The 15,150-nt window shown below is 47.6% G+C and carries 10 protein-coding genes; 5 read left to right on the forward strand and 5 right to left on the reverse strand.

Going from position 1 to position 15,150, the window contains the following annotated elements; genetic code table 11:
• Positions 1 to 172 precede the first annotated feature (172 nt).
• Both PV763_RS09740 and PV763_RS09745 read right to left on the reverse strand, forming a co-directional pair.
• Positions 173 to 1,879, reverse strand: a complete 1,707-nt coding sequence (locus PV763_RS09740) for a cation acetate symporter (protein ID WP_153566901.1) — start codon at positions 1,877 to 1,879, stop codon at positions 173 to 175.
• A 1-nt stretch (position 1,880) separates the two neighbouring features.
• Positions 1,881 to 2,213, reverse strand: a complete 333-nt coding sequence (locus PV763_RS09745) for a DUF485 domain-containing protein (RefSeq protein ID WP_086044221.1) — start codon at positions 2,211 to 2,213, stop codon at positions 1,881 to 1,883.
• 182 nt (positions 2,214 to 2,395) lie between these two features.
• Here PV763_RS09745 and PV763_RS09750 point away from each other — a divergent pair, with 182 nt between their 5' ends.
• Together PV763_RS09750 and PV763_RS09755 are read left to right on the forward strand one after the other, a co-directional pair.
• Positions 2,396 to 5,887 (forward strand): PAS domain-containing hybrid sensor histidine kinase/response regulator, encoded by a 3,492-nt coding sequence (locus tag PV763_RS09750; protein ID WP_253172847.1) that lies wholly within the window; start codon positions 2,396 to 2,398, stop codon positions 5,885 to 5,887.
• A 410-nt stretch (positions 5,888 to 6,297) separates the two neighbouring features.
• Complete coding sequence (locus tag PV763_RS09755; RefSeq protein WP_004281371.1) at positions 6,298 to 7,059, forward strand: hypothetical protein; 762 nt, start codon at positions 6,298 to 6,300, stop codon at positions 7,057 to 7,059.
• 89 nt (positions 7,060 to 7,148) lie between these two features.
• Here PV763_RS09755 and PV763_RS09760 read toward each other — a convergent pair whose 3' ends face one another.
• Positions 7,149 to 7,799, reverse strand: coding sequence for a response regulator (locus PV763_RS09760; protein ID WP_004281370.1), 651 nt, complete (start codon positions 7,797 to 7,799; stop codon positions 7,149 to 7,151).
• A gap of 377 nt (positions 7,800 to 8,176) precedes the next feature.
• Here PV763_RS09760 and msuE point away from each other — a divergent pair, with 377 nt between their 5' ends.
• The 3 genes from msuE (at position 8,177) to PV763_RS09775 (ending at position 11,600) form a co-directional block, all read left to right on the forward strand.
• Complete coding sequence (gene msuE, locus PV763_RS09765) at positions 8,177 to 8,911, forward strand: FMN reductase (protein WP_071850260.1); 735 nt, start codon at positions 8,177 to 8,179, stop codon at positions 8,909 to 8,911.
• A 26-nt stretch (positions 8,912 to 8,937) separates the two neighbouring features.
• Positions 8,938 to 10,050, forward strand: a complete 1,113-nt coding sequence (gene sfnG / locus PV763_RS09770; protein WP_420937779.1) for a dimethylsulfone monooxygenase SfnG — start codon at positions 8,938 to 8,940, stop codon at positions 10,048 to 10,050.
• Positions 10,051 to 10,196: 146 nt separating this feature from the next.
• Positions 10,197 to 11,600 carry a cryptochrome/photolyase family protein gene (locus PV763_RS09775; protein ID WP_420937780.1) on the forward strand — a complete coding sequence of 468 codons (1,404 nt, stop codon included), beginning with the start codon at positions 10,197 to 10,199 and terminating at the stop codon, positions 11,598 to 11,600.
• 67 nt (positions 11,601 to 11,667) lie between these two features.
• Here the strand turns inward: PV763_RS09775 and PV763_RS09780 are convergent, their stop codons facing one another.
• Complete coding sequence (locus tag PV763_RS09780) at positions 11,668 to 12,849, reverse strand: acyl-CoA dehydrogenase family protein (RefSeq protein ID WP_071850263.1); 1,182 nt, start codon at positions 12,847 to 12,849, stop codon at positions 11,668 to 11,670.
• Positions 12,850 to 12,979: 130 nt separating this feature from the next.
• Positions 12,980 to 14,926, reverse strand: coding sequence for an acetate--CoA ligase (acs, locus tag PV763_RS09785; protein WP_004647260.1), 1,947 nt, complete (start codon positions 14,924 to 14,926; stop codon positions 12,980 to 12,982).
• Positions 14,927 to 15,150 lie beyond the last annotated feature (224 nt).

Consider the following 15,150-nt stretch of genomic DNA (forward strand, 5'->3'; position numbering starts at 1 on the left):
AGCGCTTACTCAGAATAATTCAAGTGAATTTATTTGAAATAAAAACCTTAAAAGCGTTATTTTCACCCGATAAAGTCTCCATCAAACAAGAGGAAGCTTAAATGAGCTTCCTCTTGTAAAAATTGTGGGACAGCAGTGCCCCTGACGGGGCTTTTTTAGCGTAGCGCAGATCTTAGTGATCCGATGCGCCTGAGATACCAATACCGGTTTGTGAACGTACAAACTGGGCATCAAAGGCTTTGCGTTCTGCCTGAGCCTGTGCCGAATTATCCGTCACAGAGAACAACCAGCAGCACAAGAATGACAATGGCATCGCGAAGATTGCAGGACCATTGAACGGGTTCACTGGCGTATCAGAAATACCCAAAGTATCGACCCATACTGCTTTAGACAGCACAATCAAGGTTACTGCGGTTACCAGACCGGCAACACCACCAATAACTGCACCACGTGTCGTCAAACCTTTCCAGAACATAGACAATACTAGTACCGGGAAGTTGGCACATGCCGCAACCGAGAATGCCAGACCGACCATGAAGGCTACGTTTTGTTTCTCGAACAGAATCCCGAGAATCATCGCGAAGATCGCAAGACCTAAAGTCGCAATTTTAGACATACGTAGTTCAGATTCAGGCGTGGTTTGGCCTTTCTTCAACACGTTGGCATACAAGTCATGCGAAATTGCTGAAGCACCTGACAGGGTCAAACCAGCAACGACTGCAAGAATCGTGGCAAATGCAACTGCAGAAATGAAGCCCATGAACAGGTCACCGCCCACTGCATCAGACAGGTGCACCGCCGCCATGTTATTACCACCGACCAGCTCCAGCTTGCCAGTCACTGCCATTTTCGCAACATCAAGGAATTGCGGGTTGTTCGATACATACAGAATCGCACCGAAACCAATGATGAAGGTGAGCAGGTAGAAATAACCAATAAAGCCTGTAGCAACCACGACTGATTTACGCGCTTCTTTGGCATCTTTTACCGTGAAGAAACGCATCAGGATATGTGGCAGACCTGCTGTACCAAACATCAATGCAAGACCTAAAGAGATTGCATCAATCGGATTAGACGCCAGACTACCCGGACCCATGATCTTGGTCGCATCTGTCAGGCTTAAATCATGTACTTTTGAATAAACACCAATCGCCTGTTCAAACATGTTGGTAAAGCTGAAGCCCACGCCTTTCATGACCATGAATGCCATAAAGGTCGCACCAGACAGCAACATTACCGCCTTGATGATCTGTACCCAAGTGGTCGCCAACATACCGCCGAAAATTACGTAGGCCATCATCAGCAAGCCAACGATCACGACTGCAATGTTATAGTTCAGACCGAATAGAAGTTTGATCAGCTGACCTGCACCCACCATCTGTGCAATCAGGTAAAACGCAACCACAACCAGCGAGCTTAAAGCGGCCAAGGTACGTACCGGTTTTTCCTGCAAGCGGAAAGATACTACGTCTGACAGGTTGTATTTACCCAGGTTACGCAGACGTTCTGCCACCAGGAACAATACGATCGGCCAACCGACCATAAAGCCCAGTGAATACAGCAAGCCATCAAAGCCTGACAGGAACACCATCGCGGAAATACCCAGGAATGATGCTGCTGACATATAGTCACCGGCAATCGCCAGGCCATTCTGGAAACCAGAAATACCGCCACCGGCCGTATAGAAATCTGTGGTGCTGGTGGTTTGTTTCGCTGCCCATTTGGTAATGAACAGTGTTGCACCGACGAAAACCACAAACATGATAATCGCGTGCCAGTTGGTCGCCTGCTGTTCTGCTGCACCCAGATCAGGACCAGCGAATGCAACGCCTGAAGCCACTATCGTGGTCGCCAGGGCAATAAGAGAATTCCATTTCATCTTAGTGGTGTCCTTTTTCATGCGCAATCGCTTCGACTTCACGGATTGCTTCTTCAGTCAATTGATCAAGTTTGTTATTGGCAATGTAGGAATACACACCACACAAGATAAACGACAGGACAATGATACCTAGACCAAGTGGAATACCCCACGTGGTCACACCACCTGAAATTGAAGACAGTAGAAATTCTTTGTTGTAACCAACCAGCAACATGAAACCCACATAGACAAATAGCATAATGCCGGTCAACGTCCAGCTGAGCGTACTTTTCTTGCGGACCATTTCCTTGAATTTTGGATTTTGTAGAATTCGATCTACTTGTACCTCATCCATAATTACTCTCCTGTAGCCCAACCTTGGGCTGCCTATTTTTTAATTCGAATTATCACTGTTGCAAATTAACAATAATCGTAGGTGTTTGTAATTTAGACTTTGGTCGTTAAAAAATGATCAATTTAAACTGTAGCGTTCACGATGCGTTATCATAGCGGCATGCTCAGTACACATCAGGCTATATGAACAGTTGGCTCATCATAGGGGTACTCGCCCTCTATATCGCATTACTCTTTATCTGCGCTTTCTACGGGGAAAAACATGCCAGCCGGCTGAGTACCCGTGGGCGCATGCTATTGTTTAGTTTAACTTTAGGAGTGTACTGCTCCTCCTGGACCTTTTATGGCGCCACGGGTGCTGCGGTACGTGAAGGGATTATTTTCCTGCCGATCTATCTGGGTCCCCTGCTCTTCGTTGCCGTCGGCTATGACATCTGGCGCCGTCTGGGACGGGTGCGGCAGCATCATGCCATTTCTTCGATCGCTGACTTTGTCGCAGCACGCTATGGTAAAAGTGGTCCCCTCGCCTCGCTGGTAACCATTCTGGCGGTAGTGGCGATTGTGCCCTATCTGGCCTTGCAGTTACGTGCCATTGCCTTAAGTGCCGCCGTCATTCTAGAACCTTCCGCAGGTGTAACCGGCACCACCAATGGCGTGCTATTTCTGACTGGGGTTCTGGCAATACTGGCGATGATGTTTGGTACCCGGCAGATTGCCAATACCGAACAGCATGGCGGCCTGATGCTGGCCGTGGCATTTGAGTCTTTTGTCAAACTCTTCGCCCTGCTGGCAGTTGCCTGTTTCTTTATGTTTGAAGCACCAGAGAATCTGGCACAGATCAGTACCGATATCAGTACCACTTTTCATGATGTACAACTGTTTGGCGTGCCACAAAGTTTCTGGATTCAGACCCTTCTGGCGGCACTGGCGATTATTTGCCTGCCGCGCCAGTTCCATGTGGCGGTGGTTGAGCTGCGCGATGAAAAACATATCCGCGGTGCACGGCGCTGGTTCGCAGTTTACTTGATTCTGACCACCCTGGCGATTATTCCCATTGCCAGCTGGGCATTGCATGCGGCACCGCAATATTTGGCGATTCCGGATGTGGCGGTACTTTCTTTGCCACTCAGCTATAACCAGGACTGGTTAACCTTATTGGCATTTCTGGGTGGTTTCTCTGCCTCTACCGGGATGCTACTGGTGTCTTCTGTGGCACTGTCAATCATGCTCAGCAATGACCTGATCATGCCGGCGTTGTGGCGTTTAAAGCTGATTTCCCGGCATGACAAACGCTTGCCGTTGGTGCTGAAATTTACCCGCCGGGTCTGTATCCTGGGTGTGATGTTGATGGGCTTCCTGTTCTTCAACTTCTTTAATGATATTGACCAGCTGTCAGTTTTTGGCCTGTTGGCGTTTAGTGCGGTGGCACAATTCGCCCCTGCCCTGATCGGCGGCCTGTACTGGCGTGGCGGCAGTAAACAGGGTGTATATGCCGGATTGTTGACCGGTTTTGCCTTGTGGGCTTATACCCTGCTGTTTCCGACCATTTTGCGCAGCCTGCCCGAAGCCTATAGCAGCTTTAGTCAAAGCCTGCTGAATCAAGGTCCTTTTGGCTGGAACTGGTTAAGACCGGAAGCCCTGATCGGTTTTGAGTCTTTTGATCCGCTGACGCATGGAGTAGTCTGGGCACTGGGCTTAAATACCCTGCTGTATATCTGGATTTCCCGTATTTTCCGTCCGAGTATTGCCGAACAGATTCAGGCCGAAAGTTTCTTCTATTATGAAACCAAGCCACTACCCTCGCAGAGTCCTTCTACCGAGGTCAGCTATTCGCATCAGGATGTCGCCCGTTTAAAAGTCGGTGATCTGATTACCCTAGCTAAACGCATTACCGGTGAAGGGCCGACCACACGCGCTTTTCAGCAATTTTGTATCCAAAACAGTGTAGAACTGAATGAAAATAGCAGCGCCAATGGCATGTGGTGGCGTTTTACCGAACAGTATCTGGCCGGCACCATCGGGGCAGCTTCGGCACGTACCCTGTTGACCACGGCCATGGTCAATAATGGCCTGGCCCTGGGTCAGGTCGCTAATATTCTCGATCAGGCCTCACAATGGCAACGTTTTAACCAGAACCTGATCATGACCATGATTGATCACATGACCCAAGGGGTCAGCGTAGTCGATGAAAACATGTGTCTGGTGGCCTGGAACAATCAGTATCTGAAACTGTTCGATTATCCGACCGATATTGTCTATGTCGGCTGTCCAATCGCAGATCTGATCCGTTATAACGCTGAACGTGGTGAGTGTGGACCAGGTTCAGTCGAAGAACATGTACGGAAACGGATTCACTGGATGCAGGTCGGCAGTGCCCATGAATTTGAACGGATTCGTAAAGATGGTCGCGTCATTCAGATGCGCGGTAATCCGATCGAAGGCGGCGGTTTCGTCACGACCTTCGCAGACATTACCGCTTTCCGTGAAAATGAAGCCGTACTTGAAGCCCGGGTTCAGGACCGTACCCAGCAGCTCGCCGATGCCTTGTCCGAGCAGCAACTGGCACGGGAACAGGCAGATAAAGCCAATATGTCAAAAAGCCGCTTCATTGCCGCTGCCAGTCATGACCTGTTGCAGCCGATGCATGCCGCACGTTTGTTCAGTACCGCACTCGAACAAAGTGTGCAAAATGACGAAGATCGTAAGACCTTGCAGCAACTGGATCGTGCCTTGCATGGCGCAGAAAGCATGCTGTCTGCCCTGCTGGATATTGCCCGACTGGAAGGCGGGACCATTCAGCCGAAACGTCAGGCTTATCCGCTGCATGACCTGCTCAGCGATTTGGAACTCCAGTTCAAATCAATCGCTGCACAACGTGGCATCAAGTTCAGTGTGCATGATGCACAGTTCTGGATTGATACCGATCCACAATGGATTCGCCGCATTATCCAGAACTTTGTCAGCAATGCGTTGCGTTATACTGCCAGAGGTAAAGTGGTGGTCGGTGTATTACGTTCGAGCAGCAGACCGAATCATATCCGTATTGGCGTCTGGGATACTGGCCCGGGCATTGCCGAAGAACAGCGCATCAAACTGTTTCAGGAATTTGAACGTTGCGGCCACACCTCGCCTTGGGGTGAACAGGGTCTGGGCCTAGGTTTGGCGATCGTACAACGCATGACCAGCATGCTGGACTATCCGGTACATGTGTCTTCTGCGCTGGGTAAAGGTTCCTGCTTTATGATTGAAGTGCCTGTGATCGAAGCACCGAAAGTGGTCGCAGTACCGGTTCAGGCCGTACCTTTAAAGAGCAAAGCCTTTAAGATTCTATGTCTGGATAATGATGAAACCATTCTGGAAGGCATGTCGACCTTATTGACCAAATGGGGTTATCAGGTGTTTAAAGCCACTGAACCTGAACAAGCAGCCATGCTGATTCAGCAGGAAAATATTCAGGTCTGGCTGGTGGATCAACATCTGAATCAGGACAAGATCGGTCTGGATTTCATTCTGGAACATCGTTCGAAGGATATTCCGGTCGCCTTGATTACCGCCGACTCCGATCCGGAATTGCCGCAACGTCTGAAAGAGTTGAACATAGTTCTGCTGAAAAAACCACTGAAACCGGCATCATTACGTTCATGGTTATCTGGACTGAAAATTTCCGACTCCTAAGTAGATAACGATCTGATCAATGCCCATTTCACACCCTGAAATGGGCATTTTTTATACTCAACTGCCACATAAACTTACCTAGCTTGCATAAAATTTATTCTAATGTGCTAAAAGCAGCAAATATGCCGAAAATACAGCTGAATAAATTGACCAAAATGCTCATTTTTTAATTCACTATGGCAAAAACTGACGAATGTATTAATGTACATGTGTACACTTGGTTACAATTAATTATCTTATTGTTTTTAATAAAAATTAAAGAGTAATTTTCCACTACTATAACTTTAGTCGTATTTTTATCCCTTGTACTTGGCTCTAAAAATAGAGGAATAAGAAACGATCAGTTTCCATCTCATGTAGCCTTAATTTTTTTGGTCGCTGATCTATTTCTGCATATCGGAGTTCTTCACATGAACATAGATCAAAACCAGGGCCTGAATCAGACCCAGCAGTTTCACCGTCAATATGGCGCCAATGCCTTATTGCCAAGCATTGACTGGGCACAGATCTTTAAATACAGCAAGCTGAATGATGCCCAGTATCAGGCACTGGAAACGCTGTATCAGAGTGCAGTACCCCTGGCACTGCAAGTCTTTGATGAATTACATTTTGATGTCTTTGAACCTTATGCCTACAAGCCGCAAGGTCTGGGACTATTTGAAAAGATTGCTGAACAGGAAGACAAGCTGATTCAGTCTTTAGAAGCTGAAACAGAGGACCTTCCAGCAAAAACCCGTCATCAGATCTGGAGCATGTTGCTGCGTGGTGGCGCGGTACTGGTCTTTAAGGCCTGGCTGGGTAAAGTCAAAAATGAAGAAGATTGTCTGGACACCAGCCAATTTGATGAGCTGTCTGATCTGTTATTTATCAAAACCTGCCCACATGAGCTGGCGCAGCGTTTACATGTCGATCCGAATACGCGCGACGAACATGTCTTCCTGATGTATGACAATGAAGTTTATCTGGATCGTTTTAACAGTCTGGAAACTGCGGCACTGTTTGTGGATCTGGGTGTATATGATGCGACTTTCCTGAGTCTGCGTGATGATCGCGTGGCGGAATATCTGAAATCGAAAGGTTATGTCACTGAAGAGCAGATTGACGAATTGCAATGTGCCTTAAATCCATTGTTTTGTGATGATTTCACCCGCAAGCAGGATTATATCGCCTAGCTGACTCAGGCCTTTGCACTCAATTTTTCAGATTTCACCCATAAAAAAAGACCTCCAAGGAGGTCTTTTTCAATTCGGCTATGCAGAACTTACATTTTGCGGTCTTCAATATTCAGTGCATTAATGGCCAATACCGCTTGTGTCCGGTTTTGTACTCCGAGTTTACGGAAGATTGCCGTCACATGCGCTTTAATCGTCGCTTCTGACACATCCAGTTCATAAGCAATCTGCTTGTTTAATAAACCTTCAGCCACCATCATCAATACCCGGAATTGTTGCGGCGTCAAAGACTGGATCCGTTCTGCCAAAGCCGTTTCATCGGCAGCACGCGGATCAAAATTCATATTGGCTGGCAGATTTGGCGGTAACCAGATTTCACCTTCCAGCACTTCACGAATCGCTTCACCGATATGGCTGGGGTGGGCAGATTTAGGAATATAGCCCATCGCACCATGTGCAATCGCACGCTGGATAATGCTGACTTCTTCATGCGCAGACACGACAATAATCGGTAAAGACGGATATTGTGCGCGGACATGCACCAGGGCAGAAAATCCGGAAGCGCCCGGCAGGTTTAAATCCAAGAGCACAAGATCAGGCTCAGGGCCATTTTCTAGACGTTCATAAAATTCATTGACTGCCGCAGTTTCATGAATCTGGGCTTGTGGCAGGCTATAACGTACAGCTTGAATCAAGGCATGACGAAATAGTGGATGATCATCAACGATTAAAATATTCATAGGCAACGTGAGAGAGATCTTGGCACGGTAGCCCCTATTCTAACCACACAACCCGGTTAAGGATATGCAAGACACTACAATTTTTAAAATAATATGCAGTTTTTCTTCAAAATTGCCCATTTTTGCACTATTGCAATAATTGTTTAATTCTCATCACTTTTTTATATATCACTTATTCCTCACTGAAAAAGCTTATCTACATTCAATATAAATATAAATATCATAAACTTAACCCTAAATTAATTTTAAAAAATCAGGTCTTTGTCGTATATCGCAAAATCAGATAACTTTTCAGCTTTTCGTTATTTTACACGCCTTCGCTGAATCGGGATTAATAGGGACATTCCGAGATTATCCCTATTTTTCAGGTTCTAAATATGTCTAATTTTAATGCGCAAAAACCCTTAAATATTGTTGCCGTATCTGGCGGTTTAAATCATCCTTCAAAAACCGAAGCCTTGGTTCAGGCCATTCTGGATGAGCTTGGGGAAGCGACACCAATCAATGTGCATTTCATTAAATTTAGCGAAATTGGTTCGCTCTTGGGCGGTGCAATTTACCGTAATCAGTTGCCGCAACGCGTTCAGGATGATCTGGCAGCAGTAGAAGCCGCAGATGCGCTGATTGTCGGCACCCCGGTCTACCGCGCTTCATTTACCGGCCTGTTCAAGCATTTCTTTGACTTTGTCGAGCAAACGGCGCTGGTGGATGTTCCGGTATTACTGGCGGCTTCCGGTGGCAGTGACCGTCATGCACTGGTACTTGAACATCAACTGCGTCCTTTATTCAGTTTCTTCCAGGCACAGACTTTACCGATTGGGGTCTATGCCACCGACCGCGATTTCACCCCTGCATATACCATTCACAGTGAATTGCTCCGCGACCGGATTACCCTGGCTGTGGCGCGTGCATTGCCGATTCTGGAATGGGCACCAGCCAAAGGTCAACGTGCCGAAGTCATTAAAGAAAAAACCATTCAAGCGAGTCAAAACCTGGGCATTAACAAACAGATCGAACAGGAAGAAGTATTACCTTCTGCAGCCGTGCCGAGCCTGGATGCCGCAGAATCGCGTTTACATAGCAAAAAAGCACCAAAGACTCAAGTGGCTTGAACACTGCATTGCAGAGGGTGATGAATATGTCGAATGATAAAAATATCGTATTTGCCTATTGGGTACCGAATGTCAGTGGTGGCTTGGTGGTCAGTAACATCGAGCAGCGCACCGACTGGAGCTATGACTATAACGTGCGTCTGGCACAAACCGCTGAACAGGCAGGCTTTGATTATGCTCTGACCCAGATCCGTTTTACTGCCGGCTATAATGCAGAAAACCAGCATGAATCGGTGAGTTTCAGTCATGGTATTCTGGCCAAAACTGAACGCCTGAAAGTCATTGCCGCGATTCTGCCGGGTCCTTGGAAGCCGGCACTGGCTGCCAAACAACTGGCGACGATTGACCATCTGAGCAATGGCCGGATTGCGATCAATGTGGTCAGTGGCTGGTTCCGCGGTGAGTTTGATGCCATTGGGGAAGAATGGCCGGAACATGATGAGCGTTATGCCCGTTCGAAAGAGTTTATCCGTAGCCTGAAAGGGGTCTGGACCCAAAACAACTTTAATTTTGAAGGTAAATATTATCAATTCAAAGACTATACCCTGAGTCCGAAACCGCTACAAAAACCGCATATTGAAATCTTTCAGGGCGGCAGTTCCCGGGCAGCACGTGATATGGCTTCTCGCGTATCTGACTGGTACTTCACCAATGGCAATACCCCGGAAGAGCTGAAAAAACAGATCGATGATATTCGTGAAAAAGCCAAGGCAAATCATCACTCGGTGAAAATTGGTGTAAATGCCTTTGTGATTGCACGCGATAGCGAAGAAGAAGCCCAGGCCGTCTTGCAGGAAATTATCAGCAAGGCCAATGTGCAGGCGGTAAAATCTTTTGGTGAGGCCACCCGTGAAGCCGGCGCAGCAAGTCAGGAAGGTGAAGGCAACTGGGCCAAATCCACCTTTAAAGATCTGGTGCAATACAATGACGGGTTCCGCACCAATCTGATCGGGACACCGCAGCAGATTGCTGAACGGATTATCGAGCTGAAAAAAGTTGGCGTCGATCTGATTCTGTCAGGCTTCTTGCATTTTATTGAAGAAGTCGAATATTTTGGCCAGAAGGTACTGCCTTTGGTTCGTGAGCTTGAAGCACAACAGGCAACGCCTGTGCAGCAAGAAGAAGCTGAGCCCGTATAATCATTCTAATAAATCTCAGCAGATTCACTCCCTCCCTCAAGGCTCGGCTTGGGGGATTTTTTATGTGATAAAATTGTTGTTTGGCTAGGTTTAAGACCATCAATTCCTTAAAATTCTGCACTAACGACTTTCCAAGAATTTTAACAATGCAACTGATCTGGTTTCGTCAAGACCTCCGCATTCATGATCATGCCGCGCTGTGGCATGCCACCCAGCAAGGTACCTGTATAGCACTGGTGGTGCTCTCTCCCGAACAATGGAAGCTGCATCAGGATGCCCGGATTAAAATCGATTTTTATCTGCGCCGCCTCGACGTCTTAAAGCAGCAGTTAGCGCAGCTGAATATTCCATTAATCATTTTAAATGTTCCCTTATGGCAAGACCTGCCGGCCGAAATGCTAAGCCTGTGCCAAAAACTGCAGATTGATACGCTACATGCCAATATTGAAGTGGGCATGAATGAACTGCAACGTGATGCACAGGTACAGCAGATGCTGGAACAGCAGCAGATCCGGGTCGAGCTGTATCATGATCGCAGCCTGTTTCCACTGACCAGTATCCGCAATCAGTCCAATCAACCCTATCAGGTCTATAGCGCATTCAAGAAAAAGTGCTATGAGCGACTGATTCAGAATATACCGGGCTGCTATCCTGCCATTCAGCCTCAAGATCCGCTTGAATTACCAGACCAGCTGACCAGATTTGATCTGCAAAAATTTGCGGCTGATTATTCTGTCGATCATACTGCCCAGCTCTGGTCTACAAAAGATCAAGCTGCCTTTGAGCTGCTCGATGATTTTATCTTGGATAAAATGGCTCACTATAAAACCGAGCGTGATTTACCTGCAGTCGATGGTACCAGCCGCTTGTCACCATATCTGAATATGGGGATCCTCTCGATTCGCCAATGTATGCAGGCCCTATTTAAGGACGGATATTTCCAGATTGATGATATCGGTCAGCAGACCTGGCTGGATGAACTGCTCTGGCGCGAGTTTTATCTGCATACCCTGTTTGATTTTCCCCGTGTATCTAGGCATCAGCCTTTTAAAGAAAATACCGATAACATCCAGTGGCGCGATGCTCCTGAAGATCTGGCTGCCTGGCAACAAGGACAAACCGGGATTCCAATTGTCGATGCCGGTATGCGGCAAATGCGGGCCACTGGCTGGATGCATAACCGGGTGCGCATGATTACTGCGATGTTTCTATGTAAAAACCTGCTGATTGACTGGCGCTTGGGAGAAAGCTGGTTCATGCAACAGCTGATTGATGGTGATCTGGCGGCCAATAATGGCGGCTGGCAATGGTGTGCTTCGACCGGCATGGACGCCGTGCCCTATTTCCGGATTTTTAATCCAGTCAGCCAGTCACAGAAGTTTGACCCGAATGGGGATTACATCCGTCAATGGGTGCCAGAACTGACACATCTGAATGCTAAATCTATTCATGAACCCTATGCTAAAAATCCGGATCTTGCACTGGATTATCCAAAACCGATTGTGGATTTAAAAGCCTCTCGTGTAAGAGCGATTGAAGCGTTTAAGTAAATTTAAAACCAAACTTTTTCATCCCGAATAAAACAGCCTCCGATAAAGAGGCTGTTTTATTTTTAGATCAGGAATAAAAACTCGGATCAGGCACTTTTCCAGTCAGCACCCATTCCCCCACTTCCTGATATTTATAATCGATCGGGTCATGCAAGGTCTGGGTGCGGACATTGCGCCAGAAACGGTCCAGATTGAGCTTGGCCGTGGTGGCCCGCGCACCCATCACCTGGAAAATATTCTGGGTAATATAGAGAGAGGTATTGGTTGCGGCAATTTTCGCTGTGGCAATGGCAACTGAGACTTCACCGCGCTGTTCAGCACTTAAATCATTCCCAAGCTCCCAGGCTGCCTGTAAAGCCTGAACCGCTTTATCTGCCAGTAAACGTCCACCTTCTAGTTGTACATAGAACTCGGCAAAATGCTTCTGGGTAAAAGGATCATTGACTGCATCTTCTGCCAGTGATTTGGACCAGGCTTTTTGAGTTTTTACGGTCTGTTTGGCGACGTCAAATGCCCCTTCTGCCACGCCCAAAAACAGATGTACGAAAATCAGTTGGGCAATCAAAGGACGCAGGCTGGAATATGGCGTACTCAGTGGACCGGGATTTAACAGCAATTCATCTTCATGAATGTTGACCTGCTCAAAATGGCTGGTACCACTGTCGGTCTGGCGTTGGCCTATATTATTCCAGTCACCCAGAAAGCTCACGCCCTCTCGCTGGGTAGGAATCACACCTATCAGCAATTTTCCGGCTTCGTTATAGCCTGAACACAGCAACATATCCGAATCGATCGAACCCGAGCAGAAGCTTTTATCGCCATGAAAAATATATTCGTTTTCTGAAACTTTTATGGCTATGGTACGACGGTCCAGCGGATTCAAAGTATTACCCCAGAACAGATTATTTTGGGCAGTCTGTTCAAACCACGGAGCATATTGTTCAGATTGAGAAAATAATTGCACGGTCGCAATCAGCAAATGGTGAAAGCCATAGACATGGGCCAATGAACTGTCGACTTGGGCAATGGTCTGAATGGTGCTAAAAATGGTCTGCCAATCTGCTTCCTGACCGCCATACTGCTTCGGAATAGACAAACCGAGCAGGCCACTCTGACGAATCAGGTCACGCTCGGCTTTGGGATTCCCCCCCTGTTTGTCCCGCTCTGCTGCAGTTGGGGCAAAAGTTTCAGCCAGTTCCCGGGCAATCTCTAAAGGCGACTGATCGAGATATGATTGTCGTATATTCATTGTTTTTGGACCTATATTCAGCATGGCTCGAGCTTAGCAGATTGCAGCCTGTCACTATATCCGAAAGCATGCAGAGCTTATTCCCGATATAAAAATACCGGCAGAATGCCGGTATTGGAACAACTTGAATTTAAACTTTATTACGCTGTACTTCTGCAATCAGATGATCCACCACTTGCGGTTCGGCCAGAGTCGAAGTATCTCCGAGACTATCCAGCTCATCGGCTGCAATTTTTCGCAAGATCCGGCGCATGATTTTGCCGGAACGGGTTTTTGGCAATGCCGGCGCCCAGTGCAAGGCATCGGGAGTCGCCACTGGCCCGAGAATCTTGCGTACCCAGCTGACCAGTTCTCCACGTAATTGATCTGAACTGGCAACATCAGCCTGTAAGGTCACAAAGGCACAAATTCCCTGACCTTTAATATCGTGCGGCATCCCGACTACAGCGGCCTCAGCCACCGATTCATGCGCCACCAGTGCACTTTCAATTTCTGCCGTACCTAAACGGTGTCCGGATACATTCAGGACATCATCGACACGACCGGTAATCCAGTAATAACCATCTTTATCGCGACGCGCCCCATCTCCGGTAAAATAAGTACCGGGATAGGTAGAGAAATAAGCTTCAATAAAACGCTCCGGGTCTCCCCAAATGGTACGCATCTGACCCGGCCAGGAATCCTTAATCACCAGATTTCCCTCAGCTTCACCCTCCAGTTCCTTGCCATCGGCATCGACAATAGCCGGTTGTACCCCGAAGAAAGGCCGTGTCGCAGAACCTGGTTTTAAATCAGTCGCACCCGGCAATGGCGTAATCATAAAACCGCCGGTTTCGGTCTGCCACCAGGTATCGATGACGGGACAGCGGCTTTCACCGACCACGGTGTAGTACCAGTTCCAGGCTTCCGGATTAATCGGCTCACCCACTGATCCTAAAATTCTTAAGCTACTGCGGTCACTTTCCCGCACAAAAGCATCACCCTCGCGCATCATGGCGCGGATCGCGGTCGGTGCGGTGTAAAGAATGGTCACGTTATGCTTATCTACAATATGCCCGGTACGCGCCCAGCTTGGATATTGCGGCACACCTTCAAACATCACGGTGGTGGTCCCATTCGAGAGTGGTCCATACAGCACATAGGAATGCCCGGTGATCCAGCCCACATCTGCGGTACACCAGAATACATCATCCTGTTTGATATCAAATGCTTCACGGAAGGTGCAGTTGACGTAGGTCAGATAACCGCCAGTGGTATGCATCACGCCCTTGGGTTTACCGGTGGAACCTGAGGTATACAGGATAAACAGCGGATCTTCGGCATTCATCGGTTCCGGTGGACAAATGTCATTCACTGACATAATTTCTGTGTGATACCACAGATCACGCCCTTCCTGCATTTCAATCGGGTTACCGGTGCGGTGTACCACCATTACATTTTGAATCGAGTCTGTACCTGCCAGTTTTAGTGCCTCATCGACATTGGCTTTCAGCGGAATGGCCTTACCGCCGCGCATGCCGGAATCGGCTGTAATCACCATTTTCGCCTGACAGTCTTCAATCCGGCTGGCCAAGGAATCTGGCGAGAAACCGCCAAACACCACGCAATGTACCGCCCCGATCCGGGCACAGGCCAACATGGCAATCGCGGCTTCAGAAACCATCGGCATATACAGCATGACCCGGTCGCCTTTCTGGATGCCATTTTTCTTCAGCACATTGGCAAAACGGCAGGTTTCATCATGCAGCTCGGCAAAGGAAATAATCTTGTGCCGCGAAGGATGATCCCCTTCCCAGATGATCGCCGGTTTATAGGGATGTTCTTTCAGGTGCCGATCCAGACAGTTGGCACTGACATTGAGCTGACCATCGGCAAACCATTCGATTTTAAAATCGTCTTTATTAAAACTGGTATTTTTGACTTGGGTAAAGGGCTTGATCCAGTCCAGACGTTGCGCCTGTTCTGCCCAAAATTTATCTGGCTGTTCTATAGAATACTGATAACGTTCGAAGTACTGATCTTCAAGCGTACGTGCTGTTTTTTTAAATTCTTCGGGTACTGGATAGATCTCTTGCATAGGTCACTTCCTTGATTTTGTTCTATCTCATCACGAGAGGTTAATGCTGCGTTGTTGATTGTTTTTTATGCATAATGGCAGTATGGCCTGCTTATTTCAAATCCGGCAATCATGCTTTCGTCGTAGATTATTTATACAAATTCAATCAAAATAAACCACAACTTACAGTACAGAATCTTCTGCGCAACTGTGTATGATCTGTAGCACAGCCCTTAAAAATAAAA

It is taken from the genome of Acinetobacter sp. AS5 (assembly GCF_048957595.1).
Lineage (GTDB): Bacteria > Pseudomonadota > Gammaproteobacteria > Pseudomonadales > Moraxellaceae > Acinetobacter.